We start from the raw sequence: 18,228 nt of genomic DNA on the forward strand, positions 1-18,228 counted from the left end.
ACGGGCGGCATGAGCCATAATCCACCTCATGGCCGACAGAGGCGAGCACTCGTCATCGCGACCGCCGGAACGGCAGCGCATCAAGAAACTCGCGCAGGCCGCACTCAACGCCGACGTGACCGTGGATCAGCTGGAGAGCATCCTCGCCGACATGGGGGAGACTCTCGAAGGTATCGGTCCGACCATGGACGGATTGAATTCGACGATCGTGAAGCTCGACGACACCCTCGTCCGCCTGTCGGGAACCCTCGATCAGGTGGACGCCACCGTGGACCGGATGTCCGACATCGTGGGCCGTCTCGAGCGCGTGGTCGGGCGCGTCGAGGCCATGGTGGGTGTCGGCGAGGCCGCGCTCCGGCCGCTCGGCGCGCTCGAAGCCGCGGGCAGATCGGTGGCCGCGCGACTCGGCTGGCACTGAACGACCACACCGATTCGTCTCGGGTGCTTCAGGCCCGGGCATCCGACGACTTGAGCGAGATCAGGGAATGACACCGGAAGAACACAGTTTTCGCGGCGGCCACGGTCACACGATCGTCTACGACGTCCATCGTCCCGAGGGCACGCCACGCGGTGTCGTCGTCATCGTGCACGGCCTCGCCGAGCACGGGCGCAGATATGGCCACGTCGCGCAGCGACTCGTCGACGCCGACTACGTGGTGGCGATCCCTGACCACGTCGGTCACGGTCGGTCCGGCGGCAAGCGGCTTCGGGTACGCCGCTTCGCCGACTTCACCGATGACCTCGGCACCGTGCTCGCTCACGTCGCCGACCCCGCGCTCCCGACGTTCTTGCTCGGGCACAGCATGGGAGGGTGCATCGCGCTGGATTACGCGCTCGACCACCAGGACAAGGTCGACGGGCTGGTCCTGTCCGGAGCAGCGGTGCTGCCCGGCGACGACCTGCCTGCCCTGGCCGTCCGGTTCGCGCCGCTGATCGGCCGGATCGCCCCCGGGTTGCCGACCACCGAACTGAGCAGCTCGAGCATCTCGCGCGACCCCGCGGTCGTCGCCGCGTACGACGCCGATCCGCTGGTCACCCGCGGAAAGATCCCGGCCGGGCTCGGCGGCGCGATGATCGCGACGATGCGATCGTTCCCCGATCGCCTGCCGTCGCTGCAGTTGCCTCTCTTGGTCATGCACGGCAGCGATGACCAGCTCACCGACCCCCGGGGGAGCGAGATGGTGGACCGGCTCGCCGGTTCACCTGACAAGAAGCTCGTCATCTACGACGACCTGTACCACGAGATCTTCAACGAGCCGGAACAGGACGTGGTCCTCGAGGAGGTCATCGTCTGGCTCGCCCGGCACACCGCGGGGTCGCCGCCCTCGCCCTGAAGCGGGGATCGCCCTGAAGCGGGGATAGCTCAGAGCAGTCGCACCAGGACGCCGGCCACCAGAACGACCACGCCACCGATCTCACCCACGATCAGGGCGAGCATGAACAAGTAGGTGCCCGGCGTCGGGTCGACGAACTGGTTGGTGGTGTCGCGCAGTGCGCCGTGTAGGCAGTACGCGGCGATGGCGGCGACGAAGAACACGATCGGCACCGCGGCGGCGATCAGGTTGACCGGGGTCGAGAACTCGCTCAGCTCGACCAGCGCCGCGAGCACCAAGGTGGCGAACGAATACATCAGTGCCGCGCGGTGCGCGATGTCGACGTAGACATGCGCGCTTCGGTCCGGAGATGTCCGGATGCCGTGGTACTTCCACACACCGAGCGCGAGACCCCACACGAGGATCCCGCCGGAGGCGAGCACCACGATGGCCGTGTCGGTACCGATGGTGTCGGCGAGGTCGGCGGCAGGCATGGCTGCACGCTAGCAGCCGGCGCGGATGCCGAGACGACTCGCTCACGTATCCCGTTCCCGCTCACGCACTCCTGCGTGAACGGGAACGGAAACGGAAGCGGGAACCTTCGTCAGCGGGACGGGACCGGGGTACTGCTCGAGCTGCTACCGGAAGTGGACGCGCGACCCGGGCCTGCGGGTGCGAGCCGGGGAGCGCTCCGTGTCGCGGTCTCGCTGCTGGTGGCCGACTCCGGTGCGGTGGCGTCCACCGATTCCGACTTCGACGCTGCCGACGGGGCGAGCCCGGCCGACGACGACTCGGAAGCGGACGACTCCGAACCGGACGACTCAGAAGCCGACGAGTCGGCTGAGGCGGACTCCGACGAGGAACCGGACTCGCTCGACGACCCCCTGGCGGAGAGCCCCGAGAGATCGAGTGCAGGAGTGGTCTCGGCGGCCTTCTTGGCTGCGAGGGTCACCTTGGCGGGGCCCTCCGGGTCGGGGTTGCCCGAAGAGGAGACGACGGTGGTCTTCGTGGTCACCGGCGGGTTGTTGCGGAGCGCGGTGAGGACCTGGTCCTTGCCGCCGCCGAGTGCGCGTCCCCAGTTCTCCCATGTGTGCCCGCCGTAGTTCGGCAGCGAGATCACCGACACACCGGCCTGCTTCGCCTGCAGCTGCATGAGCACGGTCGACACCGCGGACAGGATTTCCAGCGCCATCGCACTGATCTGGTCCTGCGGGGCGAGCTTGGCCATCTCGGTGGGGGTCAGGAAGCCGTTGCCCGACGAGATGATGAGGACCTGGCCGTTGTCGGCCAGTTGCGTGAGGTTCTTCGACGGGTCGTTGTCGGTCCAGCGGGTACTTCCCGGCGCACCCCACATGTTGACGACACCGTTGACGTAGTTCGACACCATCGTCTGAGTGGCCATGACACCGAGGGCGCCGACCGGGTTGTCGGTCTGGTAGTAACCGGACATCGCCTGGACCACCCTGAACTGCTCCGGGTGCCGTTCGGCCAGTGTCACCGCCGGTCCGCCCGACATCGACAGACCGATGATCGCGTTGTTGTTGCGGCTGACGCCGAACTCGCGCTCGAGGTAACCGGGCAGCTCCGAGGTCAGGAACGTCTCCTGCTTGATCGTGGTGTTCTTGTCACCGGCGCCACCGTCCCAGTCGGTGTAGAACGACGATGCTCCGCCCACCGGCATGACCAGGGTGGTGTCGGCCTTGGCGTCGTAGACCTTCGCTGCCTGCACATCGGTGGTCCAGGCCGAGCGGGTCTCGCTGGCCCGCATGCCGTCGAGCATGTAGACGCCGCTGTCGCTGCCGCTCGAGGCGCGGATCTGGACGATCACCTCACGCTTCTGCGACTCCGACCACACCTTGCAGTTCTGGACGAAGTTCCCCGACTTGTCCCAGGTGCAGCCCGGGCGCAGGACCTCGGGATGCCCGCGCAACGCGCTCGCGGTGTTCGACGAGTTGAGCAGCGTGCTCGCCCCGAACAAGCCGAGAGTGAGGACGACGACCGCCGAGATGCCCGTCAGGATGCGGCGGCGCGGAGAGAACCGACGTGGCGACGAGGTGTCCGCATGAGCGGGAGAGGGGGACGAGATGGGCTGTTCGCTGTGCGAGTGCGACATGGAGCTCCTGAGATATGCGGCCACCCGATCACCTGGTGCCGATATCAGGGATGTCGTTCGGGGAGGGGACCTGCGTTACCGCTCCAGAGAAATTTTTCGGACCAGTTCGGCTGTCTCGTCGGGACGCTCCCACCAGAACATGTGCCCGACACCCGGCCAGCGTTCGAGTCCCGCGTTCGGGATCGCCCCGGCGAGGCGCTCACCTTCGGCGACACCGATCACCTCGTCCACATCGCCGTGGACGACGGTCGTGGGCACGGCGAGGTCACCGAGCCGGTCGCGGGTGTCGTGGGCGGCGCAGGCCGCCGCCTGCCAGGCGACGACGGCCGACGGCACTCGCCGCTGCGTGGAGAGCGTGACGAATCGGTCGAACGCGCCGTCGCGGGCGGCGAAGTCCGGTGACAGGTTCACTTCGAACGCGGTGCGGGCGACGCGTGCGGCGTCGCGGGAGGCGATCGCGTCCACGAGGCGGGCCGCGCCCGGGGCACTGATGGATCCGGGACCACCCGCGGTGGTGCACCCCAGGACAAGGCTGCGCACATGATCGGGGAAGCCCAGAGCGAGTTCCTGCGCGATCATGCCTCCCATCGACGTGCCGAGGATGTGCGCCGAACCCCAGCCCAGACCGTCGATCACGTCCCGGGCGTCCGCGGCGAGATCGGCGATGGTGAAGGCGGCCTCGGCGCGGCTGCTCTGACCGATACCGCGATGGTCGTAGACGGCGACGGAGAAGTGCGGGGTGAGGGCGTCGAGCAGGTCGTCGGTCCACATACCGCGGTGGGCCGACATCCCTTCGATGAGGAGCAGCGGGGCGCCGTCGCCGAACACCTCGGCGTCGAGCAGGGTCGATGAGTCGGGGCCGGCCGGGATCTGCATGGACCGATCGTATCGGCGGGCTTAGCGCGACACCGAGCGATGCTCGGTCCCGAGCGGGGAGAACATCTTCTCAGAGGGCGGGCGCGATGGCCGTCCACATACGGGGCAGTTCCTGTGCCCAGTAGTACCAATGGTGCGTTCCGACAGTCCGCAGACCATCGATGTACGGCAGACCGGCGTCGCGGAGCTGCCCGGCGAACCGGCGTGAACAGTCGTCGGTGGCGACTTCGAAGGCCGAGGAGGCCGCCAACACGGCTTGATAGAGGCCCTCCTCGGGGGTGACATCTCGGGCGACGTCCGCGGGTCCGAGCCGGCCGGCACCCGAGTAGAGGTACAACGTCTTGCCGCGGAGTCGCTCGAGGTGACGGGCGGGATCGTGATCGCGCCACCCGCGGGAGCCGACGGGGCCCCACATGTTGTCGGCATCGAAGCCGCCCCGGGCAAGCGTCGCCCGGACATACGCCTCACCCTGCGGCGAGGACACCGGGGGGCATCCGCTGAGCGAGGCCACCGCACGGTAGAGCCAGGGGGCACGCGCTGCCAGGGTGAACGCGGCCTGGCCGCCCATCGAGACACCGGCGATGGCTCGCGACCCGTCGGACTCGAAGCGGCTGTCGATGAGCGGCGGCAGCTCTCTTGTCAGGAACGTCTCCCACATGGGCTTGCCCACCTTGGGATCTCGTCGCTCCCAGTCGGCGTACTGCGTTCCGTACGCTCCCGTCGGAAGCACGACGGTCACGTCCTTGTCGGCGAAGAACTCGTCGACGCTTCCGGCTTCACGCCAGCCGCTGGTGTTGCCCCGCGAACCCGCGCCGTCGAGCAGGTAGAGCGTGGGTCGTGGCCCGGTCGTGGTCCGAGGAGTCAGGACGAACAACTTGATCTGCTTGTCCATCGCCGCCGAATACACCCACACCTGGGCCCGGGTCGCGGACTCCTGCACAACCGAGACGATTCGTGAGTGTGCGGGCGCGCCGGCGGCGGGCCCGGCCGCCGAACACATCGCCGCAACACTCACTGCGACAAGACCCACTGCGACGACACTCGCTGCGAAAACACGCACAGCGGCCAGGCGTGCGGCAACGTCCGCACGCGAAAATGCTTGAAACACTGTCCCCCCGTTTGCGTCATGCTGACGCTCTTCTTCCCCCGAAGAATGCCGAACCGGTCATCTGCCGGACGCGACCGTTCTGAAGTCGTTCGGCCAGCTTAGGTCCCCGCCGTGCGCGTGTCCCGAGGTTGCGACTTATCGGACCCCGATGGCTCGCGGCGACACCGACCCGCCGGTGCCCACACACAGCACCGCCGGGCGCATCCGTGTGAGGATGCGCCCGGCGGTGTCGTCGGAAAATTTGGTGTCAGGCGCCGAAGCCGAGCAGCGACTTCACCTCGAGGAACTCGTCGAAGGCGTAGTCGCTCCACTCGCGACCGTTGCCGCTCTTCTTGTAACCGCCGAACGGTGCGCTGGGGTCGAGCTGCGCGCCGTTGAGCGAGATCGAGCCGGCGCGGATCTGCGAGCCGATGCGGCGCACCTCGTCGACGTCCTTGCCCGAGACGTATCCGGCGAGGCCGTATTCGGTGTCGTTGGCGACCTTGATCGCTTCGTCGATCGAGTCGTAGCCGATCACGACGAGGACCGGACCGAACACCTCGGTGCGGGCGATCTCCATGTCGTTGGTGACATTGGTGAACACGGTGGGCTTCACGTAGTAACCGGTCTCGAGGCCCTCGGGACGGCCGGCGCCGCCGACGGCCGCGGTGGCACCGTCGGCGAGGGCCCGCTCGATGAGGCCCTGGATCTTGTCGAACTGCGCCTCGGAAACCACCGGACCCAGCTTCACGTCGGTGGTCGGGTCGCCGACGGTGAGCTCGGCGGCGACGCCCTTGGCGATCTCGGCGACCTCGTCGACGCGACCCGCCGGGACCAGCATCCGGCTCGGGGCGTTGCAGGACTGGCCCGAGTTCATCATCATCGTCGCGATGCCGCCCGCGACGTTCTTCGCGAAGTCCTCGTCGTCGAGGATGATGTTCGGGCTCTTGCCGCCCAGTTCCTGTGCGACGCGCTTGACGGTCGGCGCCGCGCTCTTCGCGACCTCGATGCCGGCCCGGGTGGAACCGGTGAACGAGATCATGTCGATGCCCTCATGGCTCGACAGCGCGGCACCGACGCCGGGGCCGTCACCGTTGACGAGGTTGAACACGCCGGCGGGAACGCCCGCGGCGTCGAAGATCTCGGCGACGATCGCGGCCGAGAACGGTGCGACCTCCGACGGCTTGAGGACCATGGTGCAGCCGGTGGCCAGAGCCGGGGCGACCTTGCACATCACCTGGTTGAGCGGCCAGTTCCACGGAGTGATGAAGCCGCACACGCCGATCGGCTCCTTGGCGATGCGCGAGCTGCCCCGGTCCTCGACGAACTTGAAGTCGGGGAGTTGCGCGGCGGCGGTCATCAGGTGGCCGAGGCCGATGGGCACCTGGGCGGCGTTGGTGAGACCGACGGGCGAACCCATCTCCTCGGTGACCGCGGCGGCGAGATCGCCCATGCGGTTCTGGTACTCGGCGATGATCCGGTTGAGGACCTCGAGGCGTTCTTCGACGGTGGTCTGACCCCAGGTGACGAATGCGCGACGAGCGGCGTCGACCGCTGCGTCGACGTCGGCGGCACTACCGATCGCGACCTGACCGGCCGACTTCTCGGTGGCCGGGTTGATGACGTCAATGAGGTTGAGCTCGGCGGGCTCGACCCACTGGCCGTCGATGTAGAACTTGGTGATGTCCGGCATGGTGCCTCCATTGCAGCCTGAAGTGAGGACAATTGTTGTCTGTTTCACACTCTAGGCCCTGCCGCGATCGGGGTCTCGTGAATCCCCGCCTTCCGGGTGGAACACTTTGTGACACATTCTGGGACAGCCGTCCCAGTCGCATTCTGCGACGCTTCGTCCGTGTGCGGGGTACTAGGGTCGAGTCATGATCCTCATCGTCGTGAAGTTCCCGATCAAGCCCGAGTACGCCGACGAGTGGCCCGAGCTGTCACGCGAGTTCACCGAGGCTACGCGCGCCGAACCCGGCAACAAGTGGTTCGACTGGTCGCGGTCGATGGAAGACCCGAACACCTACGTGCTGGTCGAGGCCTTCGACGACGACGCCGCCGAGGCGCACGTCACCGCTCCGCACTTCAAGCAGGCCCAGCAGGAACTCCCCAAGTACCTCCAGCGCACCCCCGACGTCATCAACACGACGATCGACGGGGACAGCTGGTCCGAACTCGGGGAGTTCCGGGTCGACTGATCTGCTCAGCGGCCGGCGCGGACCTCGGGGTCCGCGTCGGCTCCCGCGGCCGAGCCGGCGGGGGCGCTGCCGAGTCCCAGCTTCTCGCCCTCGATGTCGACCTCGGGCAGGATGCGATCCAGCCATCGCGGCAGCCACCAGGCCTTGTCACCCAGGACGGTGAGCACCGCGGGCATCAGCGTCATCCGGACGACGAAGGCGTCGAAGAACACCGCGGCCGCGAGCGCGAAGCCCATCACCATGATGAACGCCATGTCCTGCAGCATGAACGCGGCGAACACCGAGATCATGATGGCCGCGGCGGCCGCCACCACGCGGGCGCTGTGCCGGTACCCCTCGACCACCGCCGTCTTGGCGTCGGCGCCGTGCACGTACGCCTCCCGCATCCGGGTCACCAGGAACACCTGGTAGTCCATCGCGAGCCCGAACACGATGCCCACCAACATGATCGGCAGGAACGACACCAGCGGTTGCGGGTTGTCGACGATTCCCAGATCGCCATCGGTGAACAGGGCCACCGTCACACCGAAGGTCGCGGCGACGCTCAGCAGGAAGCCGAGGGCCGCGGTCAGCGGGACGAGGATCGAACGGAACACGATGATCAGCAGGGTGAACGCGAGACCCACCACGACCAGGAGGTAGGGGATCAGTGAACTCGACAGGCGGTCGGAGATGTCGAGTTCGATCGCGGTCTGGCCGGTGACGCCGTACGAGATGCCCGTCGCGCCCTGCACCTGGGACTCCATCTCGCGGAGCGCTTCGACCAGTGCGGGAGTCGCCTCGTCCGACGGCGCGGTCGACGGGATGATCGTGATCTTCGCGGTGTCCTGGGCCTCGTTGAGACCACCCGCGCCGATCTGGGCAACCGCGACGTCGTCGATACGACCGAGGTCGTCGACGAGGGTGTCGAAGGCGCGCAGACGCTCGCCGGTGTCCTCGATGGCCCGACCGTCCGCGACGACGACAAGCGGTCCGTTGAAGCCGGGGCCGTAACCCTCGGCGACCATGTCGTAGGCGCGGCGCTGTGTTTCGGACGGATCCGCGGTCCCGTCGTTGGGCAGCGCGAGCTTGAGCCCGGCCATCGGGATCGCGAGGACGATCATGATGCCCACGATCGCGACCGTCACGGTGCGCGGCCGGGCCACGACGCGCTGGACCCAACGTTGGCCGTTGTGGACGCGGTCGGCGTCATCCGGTCCGACATCGGGTGCGTTGAGGCGCGGCACCCGTCCCGCGAAGGCCTTGCCGCCGAAGAGGCCGAGGATCGCCGGCAGGAGTGTGAGGGCGACCAGCACGGCTGCGACGACGGTGCCTGCGGCGGCGATACCCATCGCGGTCAGGAACGGGATGTTCACGATCGCGAGGGCGGCCAGCGCGATGACCACGGTGCTGCCGGCGAAGACGACCGCGGAACCGGCGGTGCCGACCGCTCTGCCCGCCGCATCGGCCCGGCTCGCCGATCGATGGATCTCGTGGCGATAGCGGGAGACGATGAACAGCGCGTAGTCGATGCCGACCGCGAGGCCGATCATCGTCGCGAGGATGGGGGTCTCGTTGCTGAGATCGAAGAAGTGAGTGCCCATCTGGACGCCGAGCATCCCGATCGCCACGCCGACGATCGCGGTGATGATCGGCATGCCCCACGCGACGAGGGAGGCGAACGTGAGGATGAGGATCAGCGCGCCCACACCGATGCCGATCAGCTCAGAGGTGATCCCGAGCTCGAATTGCTGGGTGGCCGAGCCCTTCATCTCGACGGTGAGCCCCGCAGCGCGCGCGTCGTCGGCGATCTTGTCCATCTGTTCGCGCATCGTCTCGGTGACATCCGACGACGCCTCGACATTCAAGGAGGCGCCGAGCTGCGCGACGGTGCCCGCCGCGTTGATCGGTGACGTGGCCTGCGCGTCGGCGGCCGCCTCCTCGGCGTTCTTGCCGAAGGTCTTCTCCTGGAAGGCCGCCGACAGTTCGCGGAGCTGACCCGGTGACTGCTCGGTGCCGTAGGAGACGAACGGGTTGGTGATCGAGTCGGGGTTCTTGACGTCCTCGACCGACTTCAGTCCGGCGACCATCGAGTCGATGGCCTCCTGGTATCGGGGCTCGGTCAGCGTCGAACCCTCTGGTGCGCGAACGACATACGTGACGCCGATGTCTGAGCCGAAGGTCGCCTCGCCGGGGAAGCGCTCGACCATCAGGTCCTGCGCCTTCTCCGACGGGATGCCCGGGATCGAGAACGACTCCGAGGTCGGTTTGGCCAGAAGGCTCGCGCCGATGCCCAGTCCGATGAGGACCAGAACCCAGATCGCGATGGTCTTGAGGCGGTTCTCGAACGCCCATCGCCCTAGTCGGTACAGGTGTGTTGCCACGTCAAAGCTCCTCGGGGGATGGGACGGCGAGATCGTTCATGGGTGGGATCGGTTGCGACAGGCCGGATGCCAGCTGATCGAAGGCGGACTCCAGGACCGAGGCCAGGTCAGCCGGCTCGTCTGCGGTGTCGTCGTGATGCGTCACCCAGAATTCGAGGGCGACACGGATGGTGGTGATCGCGTTGTGCAGGACGAGCCGCGGGTACAGGGTGTGTGCAGGCTGGCCGCGCTGTGCGCACAGTTCGGCGAGTCGGGCCTCGACGGTGTCGCCCAACTCCATGTCCCGGGACCTGGCCGTCAACCCGGGATCGGTGTCGAGAAGGCGTAGCAGCGCGACGATCTCGGCGGGGTCGCCGACATCGGGCGAGGTGGCGGCATCGATGAGAGCCGTGCGGACCGAGCAGAAGAAACTCTCGTCCGTCGGCCGGGCCTCGATTCGTTCCACGATCGTGTCGAACAGCGACGACACGAAATACAGCAGCGCGTCCTCTTTGCCGCTGAAGTAGTTGTGGAACGTCCGGACCGAGACATTGGCCTCGGCCGCGACGGCGTCGATCGTCACATGGTCGATGCCGGCCCGGGTGGACAACCGGAGCACGGCGCGGGCGAGCGCCGAGCGGGTGGCCGCTTTCTTCGCTTCGCGGAGGCCGGTGGAGTGCACGACTTCCACCGTACGGAAGTTGCAGAAGTCTGCAATGTTGCAGAGTCATGCATTATTTAGGAGAGTCCTCACACCGCGTACCCGGCGATGACGCGCATCACACCGGCGATCACCCCAGGGTCGACGCCCGGGCGACGAGTTCGGGCTGGAACACCAGGTTCGACGGTTCGTGGCGTTCCGCGGGATCGTTTGCCGCGCTGATCAGCAGGTCGACCGCGGTGACGCCGATCCGGGTGGTCGGCTGCCGGATCGAGGACAACGGGACGACGGCCGACCTGGCGAAGTCGATGTCGTCGTAACCGATGATCGCCACGTCGTCGGGGACCCGCACACCTCCGGCGAGCATGGTGAAGGCTTGCAACACACCGATGGCGAGGAGGTCGTTGGCGCAGAAGACCGCATCCGGGAGGCCGTGCGGACCGCGATCCAGCAAGGCGGTGCCCACCTCACGCCCGGCCAACACGCTCAGAGTCGTCGTGTCCACGACCTCCAGGGTCGCCCCGTCGACGCCGGAGACCGCGTCCTGGGCGCCGCGGCGACGGTCGGCGACCTGCCGCAGTCCCCCGGGCCCGCCGACGAAGACGATGCGGCGGCGCCCGGTCTCGCACAGATGCGACACCGCCAGGCGCCCGCCCGCGATGTCGTCCACGGCAACGGAGTCGAAGGGGGAGCCGCCCGCGTCGCGGTCGACGAGGATGACCGGGGTGCCGCGGCGTCGCAGGGACTCGAACCGGCGCAGATCGTCGCCGATGGGGGAGACGAGCAATCCGAACACCCGCTGTTCGTCGAAGGTGTCGAGGTAGGCCTGCTCGCGCGACTCGTCATCGTCGGACGTGCCGAGCAGAACCGTGAGGTCGTGGTCGCCCGCGCGGCGTTCGGCGGCCCGCGCGATGTCGGTGAAGAACGGGTTCCCGACATCGAGGACCACCAGCCCGACGCATCGGGACCGTCCCGCCCGGAGTTGACGCGCGGCGTCGTTGCGTACGAAGCCGAGTTGGTCGATCGCCGCCTGGACCCGGGCGACGGTGGACGGGGAGACCTTCCCCGGAGCGTTGAGCACGTTCGAGACCGTGCCCACCGACACCGAGGCCGCGGCGGCGACGTCACGCATGCTCACACTCATGGGTTCATCTCACCAGACGCGGTGCGCGTACACGCGGTACGCGGAGTCGGGAGGGTCGCCCATCTCCCGGCCTGGTTGACTACGAACAGGTTTCGTCCCGCCACGTTTCGTCCACTCTGGTGTCGTTCTGGCGCGTCGGGCACCACCTGCGCGGCACCTCCAGCACGAAAGGCGACTCGATGTCGACTCCGGCCAGTCCGTTCTCCGCCGACTACCAACCCGATCCGCGCCGGTGGAAGGCCCTGGCGGTGTGTCTGGTGGTGGGATTCATGACGCTGCTCGACGTCTCGATCGTGAACGTCGCGCTGCCGTCCATCGAGGCCGGGCTCGGTGCCACGTCCGCCGATCTGTCGTGGGTCGTGTCCGGGTACGCGCTCACCTTCGGTCTGGTACTCGTGCCCGCCGGGCGGGTCGGTGACGCCCGGGGCCGCAAGGTGACCTTCCTGGTCGGACTGACTCTGTTCGTGCTGGCATCGGCAGCATGCGGGGTGGCGCAGGGCCCGACCCAGCTCGTCGTCTTCCGCCTGATCCAGGGCGTTGCAGGCGGCATTCTCGCTCCGCAGGTCTCCGGCCTCATCCAGCTGCTGTTCCGCGGGGCCGAGCGCGGCAAGGCCTTCGGTATGTTCGCCGCGACCATCGGGATCTCGACGGCGGTCGGACCGCTGCTCGGCGGTGTCCTCATCCAGCTGGGCGGCGGAGTCGACGGCTGGCGGTGGATCTTCTTCGTCAACGTGCCGATCGGTGTCGCCGCCTTCGTCGCCGCGATCCGGCTGATCCCGGCCCGGCCCGACGAGCTCAAGCAACCACTGCGCGGGAGTTTCGACCCCGTCGGCGTGGTGCTGCTGGGAGTCGGCGTGTTCGCACTGATGCTGCCCCTCGTGCAGGAACAGGAGTGGCCCGGCGCGCAGAAGTGGCTGCTGCTGATCGTGGCAGCGGTGTTGCTCGGCGCGTTCGTGCTGTGGGAACGCCGCCAGGGTCGGGCGGGACATCAGCAACTCGTCGACCTCTCGCTGTTCTCGATGCGGTCGTATTCACTCGGCTGCATCATCGCCATGGTCTACTTCGCGGGCTTCACCACGGTGTTCTTCATCTACACCCTGTTCGTCCAGCAGGGTCTGGGCTACTCGGCGCTGCAGGCAGGGCTGGCGGTCACGCCGTTCGCCCTGGGGTCCGCGGTGTCGGCTGCAGTCGGCGGCAACATCGTCAACCGGGTGGGTCGGTCGTTGGTGCTGCTCGGCCTGGGGCTCGTCGTCCTCGGGATGATCACGACGATCCTCGCCGTCCAGTTCGTGCCGGGCCACAACGTCGGTTACGCCGCCGCGTTGCCGCTGCTCGTCGCCGGTGTCGGCTCGGGTCTGGTGATCTCGCCGAACCTCACGCTGAGCCTCGACCAGGTGCCGGTCACCAAGGCCGGCATCGCCGGAGGCGTCCTGCAGACCGGCCAGCGCATCGGCGCCGCGGCCGGTATCGCGCTCGTCGGTGCGGTGTTCTTCGCCCAGGTCGCCAACAGCGGCGGCGATTGGGCCCGTGCCTTCCAGATCGGGCTCGCGACCGCCGCCGGCCTGGTCCTCATCGCGCTGGTGGTGGGGCTGGTCGACCACTTCGGACATCGACGCGAACAGTCCCCGGACGTCGGGGCACGATCCGCCTGATCAGACGCGGAAGGGCCCGATCGCAAGAATCGGGCCCCCCGCGACACCGTGGCGTCAGGAACGCGCCCGAGGCACCAGACGCTCGAGCTGGGTCACATGCGCGGGTGTCAGCTCCTCCAGGGATGCGACCCCGAGCAGGCGCATGGTGCGCGCGATCTGCTCGCCCAGGATCTCGATCATCCGGTCGACCCCGGCCTCGCCCCCGGCCATCAGGCCGTACAGGTAGGCGCGTCCGACGAGCGTGAATCGGGCGCCGAGTGCGACCGATGCCACGATGTCGGCGCCGCTCATGATGCCGGTGTCCAACATGACCTCGGTGTCCGCGCCGACCTCCCGGGCGACGTCCGGCAGGAGGTGGAACGGGATCGGTGCCCGATCCAGCTGACGCCCACCGTGATTCGACAGGACGATGCCATCGGCGCCGAGTCCGGTGACGGCCTTGGCGTCGTCGACGGTCTGGATGCCCTTGACCACCAGCTTGCCCGGCCACTGCGACTTGATCCAGGCCAGGTCGTCGAAGGTGACAGTCGGGTCGAACATGGTGTCCAGCAGCTCGGCCACGGTGCCCGACCATCGGTCGAGGGACGCGAAGGCGAGGGGTTCGGTGGTCAGGAAGTCGATCCACCACTGCGGCCGCGGGATCGCGTTGACCACCGTCTTGGCGGTGAGGGCGGGCGGGATCGACATGCCGTTGCGCTTGTCACGCAGGCGTGCCCCGGCGACCGGGACGTCGACCGTCACGAGCAGCGTGTCGTAGCCGGCCTTCGCGGCCCGGTCGACCAGGGCCATCGACCGCTCGCGGTCCTTCCACATGTACAGCTGGAACCAATTGCGCCCGTGGGGGTTCGCGTCCTTGACGTCTTCGATCGACGCGGTGCCCATCGTCGACAGCGAGAACGGGATGCCTGCGCGTCCGGCAGCACGCGCACCCGCGTACTCGCCCTCGGTCTGCATCATCCGGGTGAACCCGGTCGGCGCGATGCCGAACGGCAGTTCCGAGCGTCCGCCCAGGATGGTCGACGAGGTGTCGACCTTCGAGACGTCGCGCAGGATCGCCGGATGGAACTCGATGTCGGAGAACGCCTGACGTGCACGTTCGATGGACAGCTCCGCCTCGGCGGACCCGTCGGTGTAGTCGAAGGCCGCCTTGGGGGTGCGCCGCTTGGCGATCTTGCGAAGGTCCTCGATGGTGAGCGCGGCGTCGAGGCGGCGCTTCTTGGCATCGAACTGCGGCTTCTTGAACTGCATCAGCGGCGCGAGGTCGCGCGGCTTGGGTACTCGGCGCTTCATAGCGGAACCGGTGTCCATGGTCATGCCTTTCCGGCCCCGACCGCGGCGCGCGCACGCGTGCCGCGACTGCGTCGGGGTGCATAGTGTTGCGGCGGGAACCTGTCGGCGACGATAGTCCGCATCGCCTCGAGATCGCCATCGATCAATTCATGGGCGCGTGCCGTGAGGAGAACGTTGCCGAGTGCGGTCGCCTCCACGGGCCCGGCCTGGACGGGCAGGCCCAGGCGGTCGGCGGTGAGCTGGCACAGCAGCCGGTTCTGCGACCCGCCGCCGACGAGGTGCACGGTCTCCACCGGGATCCCCGACAGCGCGGCGGCCTTCTCGACGCCGTCGGCGAATGCGGATGCGAGACTCTCGACGATCGCGCGCACCATCTCGGCGCGGGTCATCGGCGGTCGCATGCCGCGCTCGTCGTACCACCCGCGGATGCGTGCCGGCATGTCACCCGGCGGGAGGAAGCGCGCGTCGTCGGTGTCGAAGACATCGACGGTCGGCGTCACCTCCGCGGCCTGGGCCAGCAGCTCGCCGAGGTCGGCCCGGTAGCCCTCGCGCTGGTACTGACGCACCGTCTCGCTGAGCAGCCAGAGTCCCATCACGTTGTGCAGGTAGCGGATTCGGCCGTCGGCGCCGACCTCGTTGGTGAAGTTGGCCTTCCATCCGTCGCGGGACAGGACCGGTTCGGTCAGTTCCACACCGACGAGACCCCACGTGCCGCAGGAGATGTAGGCCGCCCGCGACGGGTCCATCGGGATCGCCGCCACGGCCGAGGCCGTGTCGTGCGAGGCGACGGCGGTGACCCGGGTGGATGACGACAGACCGAGCCGCTCGGCGACATCGGGAAGCAGTGGTCCCTGGTCGGACCCGGTCTCGACGATCTCGGGGAAGAGTCCGACGGGCAGCCCGAGGCGTTCCATCATCGCGGTGTCCCACTGGCCGTTGACGGCGAGCAGGCCGGTGGTCGAGGCGTTGGTCCGCTCGGTGCCCCGCCTGCCGGTCAGCCAGTAGGTGATCAGGTCAGGGATCAGCAGGGCGCTGTCGGCCTGGTCGAGCAGACCGTCGGCCTTCTCCGCGGCCAGCTGGTACACCGTGGTGAACGGCAGGAACTGCAGGCCGTTGCGCAGGTACAGGTCCACCGGCCCGAGTTCGGCGTGCACGGCGTCGACGCCCGCGGCCGTGCGGTCGTCCCGGTAGTGGTGCGGCAGACCCAGCATCCGGCCGTCGCGGAGCAACGCGTAGTCCACCGCCCACGAGTCGACGCCGATGCCGACGAGGTCGTCGGACTGCCGGGCAGCCTCGGCCAGGCCCGCCGAGGCTTCCCGGAACAGGCCGGGTACGTCCCAGTGCAGTGCCGACCGTCGACCGTTCCACACGTGCACGGGATCGTTGGCGAACCGGGCGACCTGTTCGAGCTCGAGTCGTCCCTGCGACACATCGGCGAGCATCACCCGGCCGCTGGTCGCGCCCAGGTCGATGGCGGCGACCTGGGCGGACCGAGTGGAGCGACTCATCGCAGGAACGCGGCGGCGACGCCGGCGTCCACCGGCACGTGCAGACCGGTGGTGTGCGAGAAGTCCGAGGTGCACAGGGCGAACGCGGCGTTGGCGATGTTCTCCGGCAGCACCTCGCGCTTGAGGAGGGTGCGCTGGGCGTAGAACTTGCCCAGGTCCTTCTCCTCGACGCCGTAGACCGCGGCGCGCTTGGCGCCCCAGCCGCCGGCGAAGATCCCCGAACCGCGCACCACGCCATCGGGATTGATCCCGTTGACCTTGACCCCGTGTTCGCCGAGTTCGGCCGCGAGCAACCTGACCTGATGGGCCTGGTCGGCCTTGGTGGCGGAGTAGGCGATGTTGTTGGGGCCGGCGAAGACCGAGTTCTTCGACGAGATGTAGAGGATGTCGCCGCCCAGCTTCTGGTCGATCAGGGCTCGCGCCGCTGCCTTGCTGACGAGAAACGAGCCGCGGGCCATCACGTTGTGCTGCAGGTCCCAGTCGGCAGCGGTGGTGTCCAGCAACGACTTCGACAGCGACAGGCCGGCGTTGTTGACGACGAGGTCGATGCCGCCGAAGGCGAGCACGGTCGCGTCGATCGCCGCCTGCACGGCTGCCTCGTCGGTGACGTCGGCGGCCACACCGATGGCGACGTCGGTCGAACCGATCTCCTCGGCGGCGGCGCGTGCCTTCTCGGCGTCGAGGTCGGCGATCACGACGCAGGCGCCCTCGGCGGCGAGGCGGGCCGCGATGGCCTTGCCGATGCCCGACGCCGCGCCGGTGACGAGTGCGATGCGGGTGGCGAGCGGCTTGGGCTTCGGCATCCGCGCGAGCTTGGCCTCCTCGAGCAACCAGTACTCGATCCGGAACTTCTCCGATTCGTCGATCGGTGCGTAGGTGGAGATGGCCTCGGCGCCCCGCATCACGTTGATCGCGTTCAGGTAGAACTCGCCGGCGACGCGTGCGGTCTGCTTGTCCTTGCCGAAGCTGAACATGCCGACGCCCGGGACGAGCACGATGGCCGGGTCCGCGCCGCGCATCGCCGGGCTGTCCTCGGTCGCGTGGCGGTCGTAATAGGCGCGGTAGTCCTCGCGGTAGGCCTCGTGCAGGGCGGACAGGCGTTCCTTGCACTCGTCGACCGATGCCGACGCCGGGAGATCGAGGACGAGCGGCTTGACCTTGGTGCGCAGGAAGTGGTCCGGGCAGCTGGTTCCGAGAGCGGCCAGTCGCGGGTGCTCCTGTGCGGCAAGGAAGTCGAGAACCGGATCGACGTCGGTGAAGTGGCCGACCTGCGGCTTGTCCATCGAGGCGAGGCCGCGGATGAACGGTGCGAGGGCCGCGGCCTTGGCACGACGTTCGGCGGCCGGGAGTGCGCCGTACCCGTCCAGCGGTGCGCCGAACGGCTGCGAGCGGCCGTTGGCGGCGATGTACTTCTCGGCGGTGTCGATGATCTCGAGCGAGTGGGCTTCGGCCTCTTCGGACGTGTCACCCCAGGCGGTGATTCCGTGTCCGCCCAAGATGCAACCGATCGCCTGCGGGTTGTTCTTCTTGATCTCAGAGATGTCCAGACCGAGCTGGAAGCCCGGGCGGCGCCAGGGCACCCACACGACGCGGTCGCCGAAGATCTTCTGGGTCAGCACCTCTCCGTCGGCGGAGGTCGCGATCGCGATGCCCGAGTCGGGGTGGAGATGATCGACATGCGCGGCGTCGACGAGGCCGTGCATGGCGGTGTCGATCGACGGCGCCGCCCCGCCCTTGCCGTGCAGGCAGTAGTCGAAGGCGGCGACCATCTCGTCTTCGCGGTCGAGGCCGGGGTAGACATCGACGAGCGCGCGCATGCGGTCGAGACGAAGGACGGCGAGGCCCTTCTCGGTCAGGGTGCCCAGGTCGCCGCCGGAACCCTTGACCCACAGCAGTTCGACGTCCTCGCCGGTGACGGGGTCGGTGTCGGTGCCCTTCGCGGAGGTGTTGCCGCCGGCGTAGTTGGTGTTCTTCGGATCGGAGCCGAGCCGGTTGGAGCGCGCGATGAGCGCGGCGACTGCGGGATTGGTCATGGCGAGAGATC

15 protein-coding genes are annotated in these 18,228 nt (G+C 68.2%); 4 read left to right on the plus strand and 11 right to left on the minus strand.

The annotated features are described in order from the left end of the window. The first annotated feature begins 28 nt into the window (after positions 1-28). On the plus strand, positions 29-418 hold the full coding sequence (locus tag MAY35_RS18000; RefSeq protein ID WP_238422668.1) for a hypothetical protein: 390 nt from the start codon (positions 29-31) through the stop codon (positions 416-418). Between the two features lie 67 nt (positions 419-485). Continuing rightward, the gene (locus tag MAY35_RS18005; RefSeq protein ID WP_238422669.1) at positions 486-1,334 is read left to right on the plus strand and encodes an alpha/beta hydrolase; all 849 of its coding nucleotides are present in this window, start codon (positions 486-488) and stop codon (positions 1,332-1,334) included. Between the two features lie 29 nt (positions 1,335-1,363). Here MAY35_RS18005 and MAY35_RS18010 read toward each other — a convergent pair whose 3' ends face one another. The 5 genes from MAY35_RS18010 to MAY35_RS18030 form a co-directional block, all read right to left on the minus strand. After that, complete coding sequence (locus MAY35_RS18010; protein ID WP_238422670.1) at positions 1,364-1,807, minus strand: hypothetical protein; 444 nt, start codon at positions 1,805-1,807, stop codon at positions 1,364-1,366. A gap of 110 nt (positions 1,808-1,917) precedes the next feature. Further along, the gene (locus MAY35_RS18015; RefSeq protein WP_238422671.1) at positions 1,918-3,426 is read right to left on the minus strand and encodes an alpha/beta hydrolase family protein; all 1,509 of its coding nucleotides are present in this window, start codon (positions 3,424-3,426) and stop codon (positions 1,918-1,920) included. A 75-nt stretch (positions 3,427-3,501) separates the two neighbouring features. Further along, positions 3,502-4,302 carry an alpha/beta fold hydrolase gene (locus MAY35_RS18020; protein WP_238422672.1) on the minus strand — a complete coding sequence of 267 codons (801 nt, stop codon included), beginning with the start codon at positions 4,300-4,302 and terminating at the stop codon, positions 3,502-3,504. 70 nt (positions 4,303-4,372) lie between these two features. Then, positions 4,373-5,302, minus strand: a complete 930-nt coding sequence (locus tag MAY35_RS18025; RefSeq protein WP_245404256.1) for an alpha/beta hydrolase family protein — start codon at positions 5,300-5,302, stop codon at positions 4,373-4,375. 355 nt (positions 5,303-5,657) lie between these two features. Beyond that, positions 5,658-7,082: an aldehyde dehydrogenase family protein gene (locus MAY35_RS18030; RefSeq protein ID WP_238422674.1), complete on the minus strand. Its 1,425-nt coding sequence runs from the start codon at positions 7,080-7,082 to the stop codon at positions 5,658-5,660. A gap of 184 nt (positions 7,083-7,266) precedes the next feature. Between MAY35_RS18030 and MAY35_RS18035 the strand changes: the two genes are divergently transcribed. Then, positions 7,267-7,587: a putative quinol monooxygenase gene (locus tag MAY35_RS18035; protein ID WP_238422675.1), complete on the plus strand. Its 321-nt coding sequence runs from the start codon at positions 7,267-7,269 to the stop codon at positions 7,585-7,587. Positions 7,588-7,592: 5 nt separating this feature from the next. On the opposite strand, the gene MAY35_RS18040 is transcribed toward MAY35_RS18035, so the two are convergent. The 3 genes from MAY35_RS18040 to MAY35_RS18050 form a co-directional block, all read right to left on the minus strand. Beyond that, complete coding sequence (locus MAY35_RS18040; protein WP_238422676.1) at positions 7,593-9,950, minus strand: MMPL family transporter; 2,358 nt, start codon at positions 9,948-9,950, stop codon at positions 7,593-7,595. Between the two features lies 1 nt (position 9,951). Continuing rightward, positions 9,952-10,620 (minus strand): TetR/AcrR family transcriptional regulator, encoded by a 669-nt coding sequence (locus tag MAY35_RS18045; RefSeq protein WP_180819300.1) that lies wholly within the window; start codon positions 10,618-10,620, stop codon positions 9,952-9,954. Positions 10,621-10,720: 100 nt separating this feature from the next. Then, complete coding sequence (locus tag MAY35_RS18050; protein ID WP_238422677.1) at positions 10,721-11,734, minus strand: LacI family DNA-binding transcriptional regulator; 1,014 nt, start codon at positions 11,732-11,734, stop codon at positions 10,721-10,723. A gap of 179 nt (positions 11,735-11,913) precedes the next feature. Here MAY35_RS18050 and MAY35_RS18055 point away from each other — a divergent pair, with 179 nt between their 5' ends. Continuing rightward, positions 11,914-13,386 carry an MFS transporter gene (locus MAY35_RS18055; RefSeq protein WP_238422678.1) on the plus strand — a complete coding sequence of 491 codons (1,473 nt, stop codon included), beginning with the start codon at positions 11,914-11,916 and terminating at the stop codon, positions 13,384-13,386. Positions 13,387-13,440: 54 nt separating this feature from the next. Here MAY35_RS18055 and MAY35_RS18060 read toward each other — a convergent pair whose 3' ends face one another. From MAY35_RS18060 to MAY35_RS18070, 3 genes are read right to left on the minus strand one after another with little or no spacing between them, the layout of a single operon-like run. Then, positions 13,441-14,676 carry an alpha-hydroxy acid oxidase gene (locus MAY35_RS18060; RefSeq protein WP_238422679.1) on the minus strand — a complete coding sequence of 412 codons (1,236 nt, stop codon included), beginning with the start codon at positions 14,674-14,676 and terminating at the stop codon, positions 13,441-13,443. A 20-nt stretch (positions 14,677-14,696) separates the two neighbouring features. Continuing rightward, positions 14,697-16,184: a rhamnulokinase family protein gene (locus tag MAY35_RS18065; RefSeq protein ID WP_238422680.1), complete on the minus strand. Its 1,488-nt coding sequence runs from the start codon at positions 16,182-16,184 to the stop codon at positions 14,697-14,699. Continuing rightward, on the minus strand, positions 16,181-18,217 hold the full coding sequence (locus MAY35_RS18070; RefSeq protein WP_238422681.1) for a bifunctional aldolase/short-chain dehydrogenase: 2,037 nt from the start codon (positions 18,215-18,217) through the stop codon (positions 16,181-16,183). The genes MAY35_RS18065 and MAY35_RS18070 overlap by 4 nt, the downstream gene beginning before the upstream one ends. Between the last annotated feature and the right edge of the window lie 11 nt (positions 18,218-18,228).

This window comes from Gordonia sp. 'Campus', from assembly GCF_022206305.1.
GTDB lineage: Bacteria > Actinomycetota > Actinomycetes > Mycobacteriales > Mycobacteriaceae > Gordonia.

What these genes read in the sequence shown, in the direction of transcription:
- MAY35_RS18055 (WP_238422678.1), top strand. Translation starts at nt 11,914, where the DNA reads ATGTCGACTCCGGCCAGTCCGTTCTCCGCCGACTACCAACCCGATCCG.
- MAY35_RS18015 (WP_238422671.1), bottom strand. Translation starts at nt 3,426, where the DNA reads ATGTCGCACTCGCACAGCGAACAGCCCATCTCGTCCCCCTCTCCCGCT.
- MAY35_RS18030 (WP_238422674.1), bottom strand. Translation starts at nt 7,082, where the DNA reads ATGCCGGACATCACCAAGTTCTACATCGACGGCCAGTGGGTCGAGCCC.
- MAY35_RS18000 (WP_238422668.1), top strand. Translation starts at nt 29, where the DNA reads ATGGCCGACAGAGGCGAGCACTCGTCATCGCGACCGCCGGAACGGCAG.
- MAY35_RS18060 (WP_238422679.1), bottom strand. Translation starts at nt 14,676, where the DNA reads ATGAAGCGCCGAGTACCCAAGCCGCGCGACCTCGCGCCGCTGATGCAG.
- MAY35_RS18010 (WP_238422670.1), bottom strand. Translation starts at nt 1,807, where the DNA reads ATGCCTGCCGCCGACCTCGCCGACACCATCGGTACCGACACGGCCATC.
- MAY35_RS18070 (WP_238422681.1), bottom strand. Translation starts at nt 18,217, where the DNA reads ATGACCAATCCCGCAGTCGCCGCGCTCATCGCGCGCTCCAACCGGCTC.
- MAY35_RS18025 (WP_245404256.1), bottom strand. Translation starts at nt 5,302, where the DNA reads ATGTGTTCGGCGGCCGGGCCCGCCGCCGGCGCGCCCGCACACTCACGA.
- MAY35_RS18035 (WP_238422675.1), top strand. Translation starts at nt 7,267, where the DNA reads ATGATCCTCATCGTCGTGAAGTTCCCGATCAAGCCCGAGTACGCCGAC.
- MAY35_RS18020 (WP_238422672.1), bottom strand. Translation starts at nt 4,302, where the DNA reads ATGCAGATCCCGGCCGGCCCCGACTCATCGACCCTGCTCGACGCCGAG.
- MAY35_RS18005 (WP_238422669.1), top strand. Translation starts at nt 486, where the DNA reads ATGACACCGGAAGAACACAGTTTTCGCGGCGGCCACGGTCACACGATC.
- MAY35_RS18050 (WP_238422677.1), bottom strand. Translation starts at nt 11,734, where the DNA reads ATGAGTGTGAGCATGCGTGACGTCGCCGCCGCGGCCTCGGTGTCGGTG.
- MAY35_RS18065 (WP_238422680.1), bottom strand. Translation starts at nt 16,184, where the DNA reads ATGAGTCGCTCCACTCGGTCCGCCCAGGTCGCCGCCATCGACCTGGGC.